We start from the raw sequence: 16,194 nt of genomic DNA, 5'->3' as shown, positions 1-16,194 counted from the left end.
AAAGTGACCCTGCCCGGGACACACAGGGTCAGAGTTTTATGAAGATCCTGCGCTTGTACAGCACATGGGAAACAACATAAAACAGCAAAACAGCGAGTAGGGCGAAAGCCAGCGACGCATTTTTAGCGCTAAGCAGATTGTTTAATGTATCGTAAAGCGCCGTATAGGCCGTCGTATCCCCGACAGGAATGAGATACAGGGTTGCGGCATACAGCCAGGCGAGGACATACACAAACAACGGATTGGTGCCATAGATTTCCATCCATGCAAAGCCCGTTTGTTGCTGGCGGATTTCCAACAGGTAGATGATGGCACTCAGCACCAGCCAACCATAGCCCGTGGTCACCAACACGTATGACGAACTCCATAATGCCTTGTTGATGGGAAAAACAGCATCCCACAGGTAGCCTACAGCAAGGGCTGCGATGGCCGCGAGCAACAAGCGTCGACACTTGTCACTGGCGGTGTTCTGCTCGCTGAGCAGTGCGCTGGTGAGGTACCCCATCAGCAGTGTCACGGTGGCCGGAATGGTACTCAGAAGCCCTTCCGGATCGAAGGCAACACCGAAGCCCTGATACAGGTGGCTGGCCCCCAGCAAGGTTAGGTCTACCTGGCGGACCAGGTTGTGCTCCAGACTGAAGGGCTGGTCGACCAATAACAACAGGCCCCAATAGCCGAGCAGCATCGCACCACTGACGTACCACAATGCCTGGCGCGGCAAGGTCAAGATCAGTATCGCGCCGGCGCAGTAGGCCAGGGCTATCCGTTGCAGCACCCCCATGATACGCCAGTGTTCAGGATCGCCGGTAAAGGGGTAAATATTCAGTGCCACGCCGATGGCAAACAGCAGCACCGTGCGTTTGATGATCCGACGCCACGGAATGGGCTGGCCAATGTAGCGCGCCATCGAATGAAACATGGCGGCACCGACAATAAACAAGAAAAACGGGAAGATCAGGTCTGTCGGTGTTAATCCATGCCAGGAAGCATGTTTAAGGGGCGCATAGATGTGCGCCCAGGAACCCGGTGTATTGACCAGGATCATGGCGGCCAGGGTCAGTCCCCGGAAGATGTCCAGGCTGCGTTCACGGCGCTGCATTAGTGACGTCCCCAATGACGTTTTTTATGTCCCACAAGCGCGAAGTGCAGAATAAACAGATAGCACGGGATCATCATCAGGTAGGCTTGTTGATTGCTGAACACATCCGACATCACGCCATACAGCAGCGGCAGGATAGCACCCCCGGCAATGCCCATGATGAGCAGGGCTGCACCCCGGGCAGTGAATTTACCGAGGTCAGACAGTGCCAGTGGCCAGATAGCGGGCCAGACCATGGCATTGGCGAATCCCAACAAGGCCACAAATGCCACGGTGTCTGGCAACAGAGGCAGTCCCATCCAATGCCACAACACGGCAGACACCGCTGTGCTCTCATGGCTGGAGAACACCACCAGGCAGCACAACAGCAACCCCAGTACTGCGGAAATGGTTAGCGCCTGATCCTGGCGAATAAAGCGTGGGATCAATGCAAGCCCCAGCACGTAACCAATCACCATAAAGGCCATGGTATAGCTGGTCAGGCTGGTGGCGTTGGCAACGCCTAACTTGGAGCCGAACAAGCCGATGGTGTCGCCGGCGATAACTTCGACACCGACATAGAAAAACAGCGCAATGGCACCAAGTACCAGTTGTGGGAAGTGCATGATGGATGATTTGGCGCCCTTGCCGTGGGTATCGACACTGGGATCTTCCTCGATGTCCAAGTCAGGCAAATTGGATTTTAACAGGCCCACCGCGAGTACCATCAATGCCACGGCCATGCCGATGTATGGCAGCACCAGCCCGGAGGCCAATGCTTCTATCTGGGCCTGGCGTTCGGGTTCAGACATCTCAGCCACGGCTTTGGCAGTGACACCGTCGAAATCACCCAATACCAACGCGGTAAACACGATGGGGGCTACCACGCCAGCGCCTTTATTCAACAGCCCCATCACTGAGATACGCGCTGCCGCACTCTCTTTTGGACCGATGTGCACGATGTAGGGGTTGGAGGCCGTTTGCAAAATGGTTAAACCGGTACCGACGATAAACTGTGCCGCAAGGAACACCCAGAACTGGTGGGAATACGCCGCGGGTACGAACAACAGGCAACCCACAGCAACGACCAGCAGCCCGAGACTCATGCCGCGCTTGTAGCCCGTGCGTTCCAGGATCGCAGCCATGGGCAGCGCCGTCACGGTATAGGCGATGTAAAAAGCAAACGCAACAAACAGCGCCTGTGTTTCATTCAACTGACAGACAATCTGCAAAAACGGGATCAGCGCACCATTCAGCCATGTGACAAAGCCGAAGATAAAAAACAGCGTGCCAATGATCGCCATTGGTCCGATGCTGCTGTGGCCCTGGTTGGGCGTTGACAGGGTTGATTCCATGATGGGTTCCTTCAGTCAGTTTGAGTCCATACCGGACGACCTTCTATCCAGGTCGCCTGGGCGGAAAAATGTTCGTCGAGCAATACCATGTTGGCCCGGTAGCCGGGAGTGAGCTTACCCATTTTGTGCGCTTGTCCCAGGTAGCGGGCCGGTGTCAGCGAGGCCATGTTGAGGCAATCCTTGAGTGGGATCCCCAGGGCATGGGTATTTCGCACCGCCGACGCCATGTCCAGCGCTGAGCCCGCCAGGTTACCTTCCGGAATGGTCAGCTTGTCGCCGTGGCGAATGATGTGTGTATCAAAAAACGGCAGTTCATCCACGTTGCCACCCACATGGGCCATCGCATCGGTAACCAGCATGATGTGGTCGGGGCCCTTAGACTTGATTGCCAGCTGAATGGCCAGCGGATGCACGTGGTAATGGTCGTTGATCAGGCCGCAATAACTGTGGTTGTCCAGCAGTGCTGCACCAATCATGCCCGGGGCGCGGCTCTGTAGCGGCGACATCGCGTTGAATAGGTGAGTAAAACCCGATGCGCCGGCATCCAGTGCGGCCAAGGTGGTTTCTGCATCGGCGTTGGAGTGTCCCAGACACACGCGTACCCCTGCTGAAACCAGCGTACGAATATCGTCTGTACTGACGCGCTCCGGTGCCAGTGTAACCATGACCTGACCCAGGTCGGAGCGAGTAAACAGTGCCAGTTCGTCGTCGCTGAGAGGACGTATAAACTGGCTGCGATGGATGCCTTTTTTCTGTTCGCTCAGGTGCGGACCTTCGAAATGGATCCCCAGAATTCCGGGCTGGCCGGCGTCAATGGCACTGGCCATGGCGTCCGCAGCGCGGGTCATGGTGTCGAATTGATCGGTGATCAATGTGGGCATCATGGCTGTGGTGCCGAACCGACTGTGGGCCGTCGACATCACCTGCAGGTTCTCGACGGTAGGTTCGGCATTGAACAGGATGCCACCGCCCCCATTGACCTGCACATCAATGAACCCCGGCACCAGCAGCCCCTGTATCAGCGGCAACCCGGCGTCGGCGGGTGTGGTTGATGTGATTGATGCCACACAGCCGTTGTCGAGGCGCAGCGTGACGTCGTCAACAAACTGTTCGCCGTCAAACAGCTGGCTTACACGGAAGGCTGAAGGCATAAGTAGCTCCCTGTGATTACACGGTTTGGGTGACTTTGTTGAGGCCCACCGGTTTGTCCGGATCATACCCCATGTTGATCGCCACGGCTTCTATGTCCAGATAAAACCGCTGCATGATCACCAACGGTGCCAGGCGAGGGTGTATATCACCGACAGCTTGTGTGAGGTGGCACACGGTGCCTCCACGCTGAATGACATCGTCAATTTGCGCGCTGTGTCCGGGCAGTGATTCATCATCAATCTGAATATCAATTGCAGCCAGCTTTTTTTGCACCAATGTGATGGGGCCGTGCAGGAACTCTGCGCTGGAAAAGGCCTCGGCATGGATAGCGACCACCTCTTTGAGTTTCAACGCCAGTTCACGGGCAATGGCATACCCAAAGCCCCGTCCCAACACAACGCAGCGGGCCAACGGACGCAGAAAATCGGCCTGTAACTGGGCCGGAGCCTGAACCGTTTGCTGCAGCGCATCAGGCAAGGTGTCCAGCGCCTCAATCAGGGCTGTGTCTTTTTTCCAGTAGGCGACCAGTTGAACAATGGCGCTCAGTGTACACAGGTAGCTTTTGGTCGCAGCTACCGCTTTCTCCGGACCTGCATTGAGGGGCAAAACATGGTCAACCAGGCTGGCCAGGGGTGACGTTTCATCGTTGACCAGGGCAACCACAAGGGCGCCAGATGCTTTAGCGGCCTCGGCTTGGGCGAGTATGTCCGGGCTGCGACCAGACTGAGAAATGACAATGACCAAGGCTTTTTGAAGGTTCAGGCGACGGTGGTAAACACTGGCCACGGACGGCGCTGATGCAGTCACCGGCACCCCGGTTTCAATCTCTATCAGGTATTTCGCGAACACGCCGGCATGATCCGAAGAGCCGCGTCCAATCATCTGAACAAATGCCGGTTCGAACAGCTTGATCTGCTGGCCCAGGCGTTGGGCGCGCTCGACATTGTCGGTGAGTTGTTGGCGGATCCGTTGCGGCGCTTCTGCCGCTTCTTGTGCCATGATACTGGTGGTCATAAGGTGTCCTCACATGCGTGTTGGCGGGCGAATAGCACAGCGCCGTATTCGGGAGAAAAGCGTGCCGGTTCGAGCCGGGCTTGAATGTCTTCATCCAACCAATCGAACAAGATCGGGGCCAGGCCACCGATCATGGACAGGCGTGGTGGATTAAACGCCAGTAATCGATGGGCCAGACGGTTGATGTAGTCGGCGCCTTGCTGTACCAGCGCGGTGGCCATCGGATCCTGTTGTTTGGCGCAGTCAATGACAAGAGGCGCAAGTCGGGCAAACCGGGCCGGGGATTGGCCGGCCATTTTCTCTGCCAGCGACTGGGCATCGCTGCAACCGACAGTATCGAGGATTTTGTCGACCATCGGGGCGCTGGGTAGCAGGCCATCCAAGGCCTGAAGTGCTTGTCGGATGGCAAACAGGCCCAGCCAGGCTCCGCTGCCCTGATCACCGACACTGAAACCATGGCCACCGAATTCATGCACCTCCCCATCCACGCTGACCATACCGGTGGAACCGGTGCCGGTGATGATCACGGCACCGTCACTCTCACCGTGGGCGCCAAGGCAGGCGATCCATAGATCAGAGGCGATCTGCATAGAGGCGAACGGGTGTGCCCATTGCTGCACCATGGTGCGGTATTTGGGCAGGTTGAGTCCGGCAAGACCGAGTCCGACATGCAACTGCGCAATCGCCCCTTTGGGAAGGTGCGCTGCCTGCAGTGCCTGATGGGTGGCATCGATGACAGATTCAATGGTCTGCTGTAACCCCTGATTAGGGTTGGCGGGACCAGACTGGCCGGTGCCCAACGCATTGCCCTGTGCATCACATAGCAAGGCGCGACACTTACTGCCACCGCCGTCTATGCCCAGAAAAAGTTTATCGTGCCTGCTCATCAGCATCACCTTTGTCATCGAGTCTGGTTAGATTACCTGTTAATGACAGCGTTGTCATTTGAAATGTGAACATTGTGTAAAAAATTCCATGATCGGTATTAGCGGTTTAGCCAAAGTGTGCGACTGCGTCGGTCACTCAGTGGCAAGTAGGTGCGCACAGCCACGGCTTTATCGGCAGGTACTGAGACGGGCTGTCGGTAGTCTTGCCACTGGGCATCGCCCTCAATGCGGTATTCCACCTGTAAACCAGGCCAGGGCACTTGGGTATGCAGTTGCCCTTCTTTGAGCACAGCGCCGGCCGGCGGCAGACGGTAGAAAACACCATTGTCAGTTAATCGTGGCAGGACTTTGCTGACCATGGCGCCCACAAAAGATTGCCAGTCATTGCGGCGCTGTTCGAGACGCGCTTGATCCATATGGCCAGTTTCCGGGCCATAAACGACACCCGGTTGATAAGGGACTTCCCATTGGGCTTCGTGCCACGCCCGCTCAGCAACGGCCAGTAATCGTGGGTACAACATGTACTCGGCGTCTGTTTCATGGCGCAGGGTTTCACTCCAGATCTGCGCCTGGATCCCTGACACTTTGCGTCCTGTCTGCAACGGTGTGTTGTCTTCGCTGACATAGGGATGACCCATTGCGTCGGTCCAGATTTCGGCATGGGCCGGCAGGTTGTCAGGCATGAACTGGAACACCTGGAACGTACTGGTATAACGCGACCCCCAGTAGTAGCCGGTTTCATCCGGGTGGGCCATGTATGGAAAGTCAAAGTACAGTACATCCGGCAATGACAAAACCGTGTCCCAACCGCGGTTGGTCATCTCATGGGCCAATTGGTGTCCGCCGGAAGGCAGCGTGCCCCACAAGTTGGCCTGGATACGGCTGCCGAGTTTCATCGGTTCAACGTGGCTCAACCCGTCGCTCCAGGCGCCCGCCATGACACCCATGTCATTCACCATGTGGGTGACACGGGCGACAAAATAGGCGGTCAGGTGCTCGGCTTCTTCGATGCCTTGCTCTGCCATCAACGCCTGACAGGCGGGGGACTCAACCCAGGCGCCCGCAGTTTCGTCGGCGCCAATATGATAACGCTTCAGGGGCACCCCGGCCTGATCGTGCAGGTTTTTTATTTCACCCAACACTTTGGCGATAAAGTCATAGGAGGACGCGATACACGGGTTGATGGTATTGTCGTTGTAGTACTGAATCGACGAATACTCGGTTGTGTCCTGCAAATCTATCAGCAGGTATTGGCGTGCCAAATCCGGTTGTTCCTGCTGCATATAGTGACGGTAGCGGGCTTCCATGGCCTGGATTGCTGCGCGGGAGTGACCGGGCATATCCAGTGACGGTATCACTTCAATCTGGTGAGCCTGGGCGGCCACAAGGATGTCCTTGTAGTCTTGTGTGCTCAGATAGCCGTTTACCTGACTGTTCGGATCCACACCGGCGCCCAATTGGGGCATCATGCATTGACGATCGTCCAGATCCAGGCAGCGTCTTGCACCGATGTCGGTCAGTTCAGGTAAACCTGGGATCTCCAGGCGCCATGCTTCATCTTCGGCCAGGTGTAAATGCAGTTTATTCAGCTTCAATGCACCCATTTGCTGGATCAGGCGCAACAGAAACCCTTTGTCGTGATAGTTTCGCGCCACGTCAATGTGCACGCCACGAAACCCGTAGCGGGGGCCGTCGGTTATGTCACCGACAGGCAACGTCTGGCTATCAGCATCGTACAGTTGGGCCAGGGATTGCAACGCGTAGTAGGTACCCGTATCACCACTGCTTTGAATCACAATGTCCTTTGCGCTGATCTCCACCCGATAGTGCTCTTCGGGCATCTCGACGTGTTCATGGCGGACGTTAAACCCAGTGGTGTCCACTGCGATGCCCCGTTCGTTCAGCGCCAGGCGTGCCGCCTCCGGGGCGTCGAATTGCAGATTCAGGCCGCGCGAAATTTCGACGTTCTGATCCTGCCAGTTGGCCTGTTTCAGCGCCGGAATGATACGTCGACGGTCGATGGACTGGGGTACGCCTTGCTCGCTGTAACGACTGTACAGCCATGTGGCGTCTGCCCGTGGAACGGCATCGTTTTCACTGCGCTTCCATTGTTCCGGCGCATCAAACTCACCGGCATGAGGCAGAGTCCATAGCTGTGTTTCGGGATCGTACACTTCCTCGGTGGAACGGATCACCTGTGGCGCCTGATCACCCGATTGGAGGATGAAATTCGGCATCACGTCATTTTTAGTGATGGCTGAATTGCCGCCCTGGAAACCAATGATATAGGTCTGGTTGGCAACAAAGCCGCTAAAGGCATCGGTGGGAGACAACCGATGCACATCACCATTGAGGTGTGTGATATCAAACAGGGGGCTGTCATCAAAACGGATCGGTTTGGTATTACTGAAATAGATGGCCCAATCGGTCGTACTGCTGTCAAACGGCAGGCGTAACAATAGTTGCGCATCATAACAGTCACCGTCATGGTGACACTGGTTGTTGAGGTTAGAGATCACCTGATATTTGACATCCAATTGTGCGGCAATGTCTGATGGTTGTGCAGCGCTATCCGCAGGGCTTGGTTGGGGTTGGCAGCCCAGTAAACCGGCACCCATCATACTCATGGCAACAAGATGTTTTTTCACGGCATATCCTCTGTATGAAGTGGGGTGCTCCCCATATGTAATCCAGCGTCACTGAATCTGCAGATCCAATCAATATCAAAATGACAGCGTTGTCACTCATGTTAACAAATGTTATCTTGTTTGCAAATAAATGTTGCAGTGTTCGGTCCCGAATGGGACAAACACTGTGTCAAACCCTGCGAGCACAATGTGATGAAGCAAGTCCCCGTAAAACATGTCGTCATCGTCGGCGGTGGCACCGCCGGCTGGATGGCGGCCGCCAGCATGCAGCGCTTTTCGAGTGTGACGCCATTGAAAGTAACCCTGGTTGAGTCTGCGGACATACCCACGGTGGGCGTGGGCGAAGCCACCATCCCTAACTTTGTGGCCTTCAATCGCAACCTGGGGTTGGATGAAATTGAACTGATACGGGCAACCCAGGCGACGTTTAAACTGGGCATCCAGTTTGAGGACTGGGTGAGTCTGGGCGAGGATTTCTTTCATCCCTTTTCCGACTATGGTGTGCCTGTTGATGGCGTGGACTTTCATCATTATCTGCTTCACGCACAGCGCCTTGGTGAGCCTTCAGCGCTGGCGGACTACAGCATCGCCTGTGCACTGGCGGCGCGCGGAAAATTTGCCCAGCCCCATCCAACCCCCCCTAATCCTCTGGCTGACTATTCCTATGCTTATCATCTGGATGCGGGACTGTATGCCAACTATTTGCGAGATGTGGCGGTACAACGAGGGGTTGATCACATTCAGGGCAACGTAGAACACGTGTCATTGCGCGCGGATGACGGCTTTATCGATGCCATTGAATTGAGTGATGGGCGTCGGATCAGTGGCGATCTGTTCATCGACTGCAGCGGGTTTAAAGGGGTGCTGATTGAGCAGGCTCTGCATACCGGCTACGAATCCTGGCAGCAATGGCTGCCCTGTGATTCGGCACTGGCAATACAAACCCGCACCGATGTTGCCCCTTTACCCTATACACGTTGTATCGCCCGCACCGCCGGTTGGCAGTGGCAGATCCCGTTGCAGCACCGCACCGGCAACGGGTACGTCTACGCCAGTTCATTCGAATCAGATGAGCAGGCTGCAGCGACATTGCAAGCAGGGTTACAGGGCGAGACCATCACCGAGATGAAAACCATTCGCTTTGTGCCTGGCCGACGGAAAAAAATCTGGCACAAGAACTGTTTCGCCCTGGGTCTTGCCTCCGGTTTTCTGGAGCCGTTGGAATCAACCAGCATTTCCCTAATCCAGACCGCGCTGGCCAAATTGCAGACGTTTTTTCCCCACAATGGCTTTACGCCCGCGTTGGCAGATGAAGTCAACCGCTTGCACGGCGAAGAACTGGAGCGGATCCGTGATTTTCTGATCCTGCATTATGCGCTCAGCAAACGCCAGGACTCAGCGTTCTGGCAACACTGTCAGACGATGCCTGTGCCGGCATCGCTGCAACACAAAATTGACCTGTACAAAGCCTGCGGTCACGTACTGCAATACGCCAATGAGTCGTTTGAACCCGCCAGTTGGCTGTCGATGTTCAATGGATTCGGCGTTGTGCCAGACACCGTCGACCGCCGCGCACTGCAAGTGCCCAACGACAAACTCAATGGCTATCTGGCCCAGATGCGCGGTGCCATTGCGCAAGCAGCCGATGCTGCCGTGACACACGACAGCTTTATACAACGCCATTGCCGTGCCCTTGCCGACTAGCGTCGGTTGTCACACCACTTCACAAGCTGTGCAACCGGACGGGCAATGGCCATGACAATCTCGTTGTCAGGCAGGCTGGGTGTCTGATGCAGTGTGTAGTGGACGTTGTCAGATCCACACTGGTGGAGAAGTGCCAACCCCTGTTCGACATAGCGCTGTAACCTATCGACAAGCGCCAGTTTGGGTTCTGCACTAAAACGCTGCTGCAATCGCTTAAGGGCTGATTGGTAGTTCTGCAATGTTTGTTGTATGTGCAGCTGTTCGGCTGACGACGGGGCGAGGGTGAATTGCCGGATTTGTCGTTCCAGTTGCAACATAGGCGCGCTTTCCACCGCCAATATATCCACCAGACCATCCAATACCGCCTGCTGATGGTAGCGTCCCTGCCGGTAGTGAAGGTGATGGCGGGTGTAGTAGTGGGCAGGTTCAAGCAGTTCGGTCATGAGCAAGGCATCCTCCACCGCCGAAGGATGACCGGCCCATCGAGCAACGCCTTTTTGCCATTGTTGGTGATGCTGCAGACCCACCACATCGGCAGCAAAACTGTTCATTCGCCACAGCCGCTGATACATGGCGACCGGATCCTGCAACGAGGCTGGTGACCAGAGGCGTTCGGCAATCCCATACAACCGAGGCCAGATGCGCTGGTCGATGATGTCGGATGTTACCAATTCACTCCACAGGGTGGCCTCTGCGCCCAGTATTTTACTTCCCTCGGTGCCCCTGGCGGACGTGTGTATCATTGGCACGTCCTCTTTTGCGAGGGCGTCGAACGGTTGCAAAATGGTCAATGGGTAGGGTGTATTGCCAACCCAGATCTGACTTTGTCGAGGCGTGGCAATGACTGCGGTCAACGGGCCCATCCAACTATCGAGCTGAATGACGGTTTTTCCGTTCGTAAACTCAACATGCCGTGCCGGTTTGGGGTGGCGCTGATCCAACTGAACGATGGCCTGCTGTGCTTGTTCTGAATACCAGATGGTTATCACCACCGGGGTACCTTTGAGGCGGGGCATCTGGCCGCGAAGCCTTTGCCAGTCAGTGCTGGGCGATGATGTAATCTCGGCGGGGGAGGTGCCATCCGGCACAGGGTCGTTGCGGTAGTGATAGTCACTGAACTGAGGTTGGTCGATGTAAAAGCCACTCGACAGAATGGCAGGGTGGCCTGCCTTTACGATGTCATGCAGGCTATCAACGCCGCGCCATGATTGCACCACGACGTCTTTGCGCAAGTCAGGATGGAGAATTTCGTCCCATCCCATCATGTGGCGTTGGTGTTTTGCCAGTGCTTGCTGCAAGTACCGATTGAAATGGGCATGTAATGCGTGGCTGTCTGCCAGGCCATGGGATCGCATATACGCCTGGATGCGAGGATTGTTGTCCCACTGTGCCGGGTTTACCTCATCGCCGCCAATGTGCACGTAGCGGTCCGGAAACAGGGCAGCAAGCTGTTTCAACACTGCATTCACGACAGTCAGGGCATCGGGGTTGGTCGGATCCAGTAACGGTTCAAACACGCCCCAGTTTCGCTCCATGTTATAAGGTCCTGGCGCGCTCATCAGGGCGGGGTATGCCACTGCAAGGGCGGAGGCATGTCCGGGTAGATCCACTTCAGGCATCACCCGGATCCCCAGGCTGGCGGCATAGCTGACCACATCGGTGATTTGTTGGTGCGTGTAGTACTGGCCGTCAGACGCGAATTGATGCAGGCGGGGATAGCCGTCAATGGGCAGTCGCCAGCCTTGATCGTCGGTCAGGTGCCAGTGAAACACATTGAGTTTTGCCGACGCCATGCCGCGCAGTTGCCGCTTGAGGGTTTCGACCGGCAGAAAATGCCGCACGCTGTCGAGCAACAACCCACGCCAGGCAAAACGAGGCGCATCGTCGATGGAGCCCCGTTGTAGCTGGCTACCGTGCAGCGATACCCATTGACGCAGGGTCTGCAAGGCGTGCAATGCCCCCCAGCTCTGCGCAGCGGAAATGACAATACCCTGTTTTTCTACCGCCAGACGATAGGACTCAATGCTGTTGAGATGAGGCACCTCACCGGGCTTGGCTGGCGCATCCACGTGCAGATAAATATCCGCCTTTGCGCCTGATGCATGTGTCAGTATCACGGTGCGTTGCAGGCTTGCCAGGATGTCGCGCACAGAACGTTGATGGTCCGCTGACAGGCCGCTGTGCCATACCGTGACTTCGTCGGGCAATATCCAGTGGCCCTGTTTTAGCTGCACGGATTGTGGGGCTGGCATCAGTGATAATGACTCAGCCCGCACTGTGGCGATGGACAGGCAGAGTAGCAGGAACAACAGGCACCGGAGGGTGCAGAGGTTATTTTTCACAGTGGCCTCCTGCAGTGCCCAGCTTAAAGGCGCGTCCGGCAGTCTCAACCTGCAGCTTTTCGATGGCGCCGCGCTTTTGCAGGGTCACATACAGGGTTTTGCCGTCGCAGCCGCCAAAGGCAACATTGGTGGGAAATGCCCCCTTCAGCGCATAACTGCGCAGGATGTCACCCTGCGGTGACATCACCACAATTTGTCCGGCGCCGTAACGGGCAATGTACAAATTGCCGAGCACATCGCTGCGCATCCCATCCAGGCCATGATCGGCGAAGGTGTGTACCAGCTGTTTATTGGTCGGCAAACCGTTAACATCCAGCGTGTAACGCCACACCCGACGCTGAATGCTCTCGTTCACGTACAGGTAGCGCTCATCAGCACTGATCTCGATGCCATTGGTAGTGCCCATTTCCCGCTCGACCAGGTGGGGCCGACCATCGGCAGAAAACATCCACAGTTGACCGCGGCTGTTGCGCCAATCGGGATCGCTGGCATACACCCGTCCGCTGGCACTGATTGCGATATCATTGGGTTGGTGCATATCGTCATGATGGGCCCATAGCGACAGTTCGCCGCTGTCAGGTTCAAAGCGCCAGATGTTGTGGTTAACATAGTCGGCGATGAGCAATCCGTGATCAGCGGTGAAGCGCAGGCCGTTCGCCACGGAGTCATCTGGCAGCGTGATGGCAACCCGGCCTTTGTCTTTTCCAGTTACCATGCCGATGGTGCCCTGGTGACGGTAATTGACGGCATACAGATTCCCCTGGCGGTCGACCACTGGCCCTTCAATGCCTTGGGTAAACTGGCCGTCTGATACCCAGTCGGTACTGTCCCGCGCCTGAGATTGCAGGGACGCCAGTGCAAGGATCCAGGCAATAGCAAGCCATCGCCCGCGCCGGGACGTTTGTAAAATGTGCATGGTGATTTCCTTATTTTGTCAACGTATCGGGTGGGTGGGCCGGACAATAAGTGCGTAGAAAGTCTGCGTGAGAGGGTTGTTGTGCGGCCAGTGCTGCGATGCCTTGCGCCCCCCGTTGCAGACTGAGATTCAGGCGTTCAGCGTCGAGAGCATCCAGGGTGGGATTGTAGCCCTGTGGTTGCACACCCATACCGTTAAACACGGCATACCAACTGGTGGGTTGGAACAGGGTTTCGACCCCGGGGATCAAGCCGCCGGCATGGCGGAAAAACGCCAGTTTGTGCTGCAGTGAGTCGGGTATCGGCATGTCATGTTGACACCAGCGCCAGAAATCGGTGTCGTCCCGTTGGGTTTCACAGTAATGCAGGATCAGAAAATCGCGGATCTCTTCATAGTCTTGCTGAACGCGCCGGTTAAACTCGTTGCGCAAGATGTCATTGTTGCCGGCACTGGGGAACATGCGCACAAACAACGCCAGGGATTTGGACACCAGGTGGATGGCCGTCGACTCCAGTGGCTCAAGAAATCCCTGTGCCAGCCCTAAGGCCAGGCAATTGGCTTTCCAAGGTTGTTTGCGGACACCGGTACGAAAGGGAATAAAGCGGGGTTCATCCAATGGCGCTTCTTCCACCGATGACAATAGACAATCCAAGGCCTGCTGATCATCGCAAAAATCGTCGGCAAAGACGTAGCCGTTGCCGGTACGGTGCTGCAGCGGTATTTTCCAGGTCCAGCCGGCATCACGGGCGGTGGCGATGGTGAAAGGATTTAACGGCTGACTAACGGCAGTGGGCACAGTGACGGCTTTATTGCAGGGCAAAAACATACGCCAGTCGTGATAACCCGACGCCAGGGTTTGCTCAATCAGCAAACCACCAAAACCGGTGCAATCAATGAAGAAATCTCCCTCAATCTGCTGGCCGTTGTCCAACTGAAGCGCGGCAATGTCACCGCTGGGGTGAGTCTTCACCTGAGCGATTTTGGCATCGATATGCCGCACCCCTTTGGCCATGGCAAAACGCTTTAGGTACTTGACCACCAGGCTGGCATCAACGTGCAATGCGAACTGGGCGGACGCCAGCGGTGTATTGGCGGCTTCATGGGGTTTGAAAAATGCGCCATGCTCGGCCAATGCCGCCTCTTTGGAATGGGCCATTAGCGGTAATGGGTGGTCACTGGTCTGGGATTTCAACCAGCACTGAAAAAAATCGTGGCCATCAATGGACTGGCCCAGTGTACCGAAAGGATGAAAATAGGACTGTCCGCGGGTGTGCCAGTCGACAAACTGGATCCCCCATTTGAAGCTTGACTGGGTGTGCTGGATAAAGTCCACCAGGTCGATCCCCAGGCTTTCTATCACCGCAATAAACGGTGGAATGGTGGCTTCTCCCACGCCGATGGTGCCGATTTGTGAGGACTCAATCAGGGTTATCTGAGTGTCACTGGCACTGAAAATATTCCCCAGCGTTGCGGCCGCCATCCAACCTGCGGTGCCGCCCCCTGCAATGACGATGTGTTTGAGTGACGCACTGTTGTTCATGCATGTGCCCCGCTGCGTGTTGCCTGATGTCTGGCGTAGCTAAGAAAATCCTGATGGTGTGGGGCGCGCTGGCAGACCTGCTCAATCCACTGCCGCATCCGTTGCAGGGTGGCAACAAAGGTTGCTTCATCAACATCCGAGAGACGGGGATCGTACTGTTGCGGAGTGAATCCCATGCCGTGCATTACTGCTATCCAGCTGTCGGCGCCGAAAATTTCCCACGCCAGGCGTTTGACCTCACCCTGTTGCTGATAGTGAGCCATTTTGTCCTGCAATGTGTCTGGTAGCGTCATCTGGCGACAGTGTTGCCACAATGTGCTGTCGGTTCGTCCGTTGAGGGCATAATGCAAAATGATGAAGTCCCTGACCCGTTCGTACTCATCCCGGGTCACCTCATTAAAGCGTGCGACGTCCTGCGCGTTGTAATGGGGTTGTCTGAAGGTTTGGATCAAATGCTCAATGGCGGTTTCGATCAGCGCGATGCTGGTACTTTCCAGTGGCTCAATAAAGCCTGCTGCCAGTCCGATGGCGACACAATTGTGTTGCCACGCCACGTCCCGTCGCCCTGGTGTGAAACGAAAATGCCGTGGCGAGTTGAGTGCTTCGCCACTGACGTCCGCGAATAAACTGTCTTCGGCTTGCTGCGGCGTGATGACGTCACTGCAGTACACATAGCCATTGCCCTGGCGGCTTTGTAGCGGAATGCGCCATTGCCAGCCTGCTTGCTTCGCTCTGGCAATGGTGCGGTTTAATGGCGTTTGGGTGCTGCTGGTTTGTACAGACACGGCGCTGTCACACAGCAGCCACTGCTGCCAACTGACGTAAGGGGTATTGAGGGTTTTATCGATCAACAGGCCGTGAAAGCCTGAGCAGTCGATGAACAAATCACCTTCAATCACACCCTCACGCCCTTCGATTTGTACGCCGCTGATGGCGCCATTGGGGTGCCGACCGACGGTGTGAATACGACCATCGATGGCCTTTACTCCGTTGCCCATTGCAACCGTTTTCATCAATGCGGCAAATTTGCTGGCATCGAAATGCAATGCCCAGTCAAAAATTTCCAGCCGCGACTGGGGCTTGGCATTGGGCAGATAAAAACGGTTTTGGCGGGCCAGGTTGACACCGAGAGAGTAGGCACTGATGTCAGCGTGTTCTGACAATTCCAGGCCTTTTAGCCAGTAATGCTGAAAATTAATCCCCTGAGGGTTGTCGCCAAACAAGCCGAAAGGATGGATAAAATGTTTCCCGTCACCTTGCCAGTCCTGGAACTCGATGCCCAGTTTACAGGTGGCGTCAGTGGCATTGATCACATCGATATCTGACAGCCCGAGTTTGGCGTAAAAGCGACGCAGGGTTGGAATGGTGGCTTCTCCCACCCCCACAGTCCCCAACTGACTGGATTCGATCAGGGTCAGAGATACAGGAGTATCCCTGAAATGCTGGCTCAGCGCCGCAGCGGTCATCCAGCCTGCGGTACCGCCGCCAACCACGACGATGTTGTTGATGGCGTGATGGGGTGTGGTCATAAAGGATCATTGTTGCTAGGTAATGAGAA

The 16,194-nt window shown here is 55.9% G+C and carries 11 protein-coding genes; 1 reads left to right on the top strand and 10 read right to left on the bottom strand.

Annotation, left to right across the window (positions count from 1 at the left end; genetic code table 11):
• Positions 1–28 precede the first annotated feature (28 nt).
• From LJ739_RS13720 to LJ739_RS13695, 6 genes are all read right to left on the bottom strand, one after another.
• The gene (locus tag LJ739_RS13720; RefSeq protein WP_229161360.1) at positions 29–1,099 is read right to left on the bottom strand and encodes an acyltransferase family protein; all 1,071 of its coding nucleotides are present in this window, start codon (positions 1,097–1,099) and stop codon (positions 29–31) included.
• Positions 1,099–2,433, bottom strand: coding sequence for a sugar MFS transporter (locus LJ739_RS13715; RefSeq protein WP_229161358.1), 1,335 nt, complete (start codon positions 2,431–2,433; stop codon positions 1,099–1,101). Before LJ739_RS13715 ends, LJ739_RS13720 begins: the two co-directional genes overlap by 1 nt.
• An 11-nt stretch (positions 2,434–2,444) precedes the next feature.
• A complete protein-coding gene (gene nagA / locus LJ739_RS13710; RefSeq protein WP_229161356.1) occupies positions 2,445–3,584 on the bottom strand; it encodes an N-acetylglucosamine-6-phosphate deacetylase in 1,140 nt (379 codons plus the stop codon).
• A 16-nt stretch (positions 3,585–3,600) separates the two neighbouring features.
• The gene (gene nagB-II, locus LJ739_RS13705) at positions 3,601–4,599 is read right to left on the bottom strand and encodes a glucosamine-6-phosphate deaminase NagB-II (protein ID WP_229161354.1); all 999 of its coding nucleotides are present in this window, start codon (positions 4,597–4,599) and stop codon (positions 3,601–3,603) included.
• A complete protein-coding gene (gene nagK, locus LJ739_RS13700; protein WP_229161352.1) occupies positions 4,596–5,486 on the bottom strand; it encodes an N-acetylglucosamine kinase in 891 nt (296 codons plus the stop codon). The genes nagB-II and nagK overlap by 4 nt, the downstream gene beginning before the upstream one ends.
• A 98-nt stretch (positions 5,487–5,584) precedes the next feature.
• Complete coding sequence (locus LJ739_RS13695; protein ID WP_229161350.1) at positions 5,585–8,134, bottom strand: family 20 glycosylhydrolase; 2,550 nt, start codon at positions 8,132–8,134, stop codon at positions 5,585–5,587.
• A 192-nt stretch (positions 8,135–8,326) separates the two neighbouring features.
• Here LJ739_RS13695 and LJ739_RS13690 point away from each other — a divergent pair, with 192 nt between their 5' ends.
• The gene (locus LJ739_RS13690; protein ID WP_229161349.1) at positions 8,327–9,838 is read left to right on the top strand and encodes a tryptophan halogenase family protein; all 1,512 of its coding nucleotides are present in this window, start codon (positions 8,327–8,329) and stop codon (positions 9,836–9,838) included.
• Here LJ739_RS13690 and LJ739_RS13685 read toward each other — a convergent pair.
• From LJ739_RS13685 to LJ739_RS13670, 4 genes are read right to left on the bottom strand one after another with little or no spacing between them, the layout of a single operon-like run.
• Positions 9,835–12,180, bottom strand: a complete 2,346-nt coding sequence (locus tag LJ739_RS13685) for a family 20 glycosylhydrolase (protein WP_229161347.1) — start codon at positions 12,178–12,180, stop codon at positions 9,835–9,837. The genes LJ739_RS13690 and LJ739_RS13685 overlap by 4 nt on opposite strands.
• Positions 12,170–13,096 (bottom strand): SMP-30/gluconolactonase/LRE family protein, encoded by a 927-nt coding sequence (locus LJ739_RS13680; RefSeq protein ID WP_229161346.1) that lies wholly within the window; start codon positions 13,094–13,096, stop codon positions 12,170–12,172. Before LJ739_RS13680 ends, LJ739_RS13685 begins: the two co-directional genes overlap by 11 nt.
• A 10-nt stretch (positions 13,097–13,106) precedes the next feature.
• Positions 13,107–14,636 carry a tryptophan halogenase family protein gene (locus LJ739_RS13675; protein ID WP_229161345.1) on the bottom strand — a complete coding sequence of 510 codons (1,530 nt, stop codon included), beginning with the start codon at positions 14,634–14,636 and terminating at the stop codon, positions 13,107–13,109.
• Positions 14,633–16,165, bottom strand: coding sequence for a tryptophan halogenase family protein (locus LJ739_RS13670; protein WP_229161344.1), 1,533 nt, complete (start codon positions 16,163–16,165; stop codon positions 14,633–14,635). Before LJ739_RS13670 ends, LJ739_RS13675 begins: the two co-directional genes overlap by 4 nt.
• Positions 16,166–16,194: the final 29 nt, after the last annotated feature.

Source organism: Fluctibacter halophilus, assembly GCF_020687825.1.
In the GTDB taxonomy this organism is placed as follows: domain Bacteria; phylum Pseudomonadota; class Gammaproteobacteria; order Enterobacterales; family Alteromonadaceae; genus Fluctibacter; species Fluctibacter halophilus.
This window is presented reverse-complemented; position numbering and strand designations above follow the sequence as displayed.

What these genes read in the sequence shown, in the direction of transcription:
- LJ739_RS13720 (WP_229161360.1), bottom strand. Translation starts at nt 1,099, where the DNA reads ATGCAGCGCCGTGAACGCAGCCTGGACATCTTCCGGGGACTGACCCTG.
- LJ739_RS13715 (WP_229161358.1), bottom strand. Translation starts at nt 2,433, where the DNA reads ATGGAATCAACCCTGTCAACGCCCAACCAGGGCCACAGCAGCATCGGA.
- nagA (WP_229161356.1), bottom strand. Translation starts at nt 3,584, where the DNA reads ATGCCTTCAGCCTTCCGTGTAAGCCAGCTGTTTGACGGCGAACAGTTT.
- nagB-II (WP_229161354.1), bottom strand. Translation starts at nt 4,599, where the DNA reads ATGACCACCAGTATCATGGCACAAGAAGCGGCAGAAGCGCCGCAACGG.
- nagK (WP_229161352.1), bottom strand. Translation starts at nt 5,486, where the DNA reads ATGAGCAGGCACGATAAACTTTTTCTGGGCATAGACGGCGGTGGCAGT.
- LJ739_RS13690 (WP_229161349.1), top strand. Translation starts at nt 8,327, where the DNA reads ATGAAGCAAGTCCCCGTAAAACATGTCGTCATCGTCGGCGGTGGCACC.
- LJ739_RS13680 (WP_229161346.1), bottom strand. Translation starts at nt 13,096, where the DNA reads ATGCACATTTTACAAACGTCCCGGCGCGGGCGATGGCTTGCTATTGCC.
- LJ739_RS13675 (WP_229161345.1), bottom strand. Translation starts at nt 14,636, where the DNA reads ATGAACAACAGTGCGTCACTCAAACACATCGTCATTGCAGGGGGCGGC.
- LJ739_RS13670 (WP_229161344.1), bottom strand. Translation starts at nt 16,165, where the DNA reads ATGACCACACCCCATCACGCCATCAACAACATCGTCGTGGTTGGCGGC.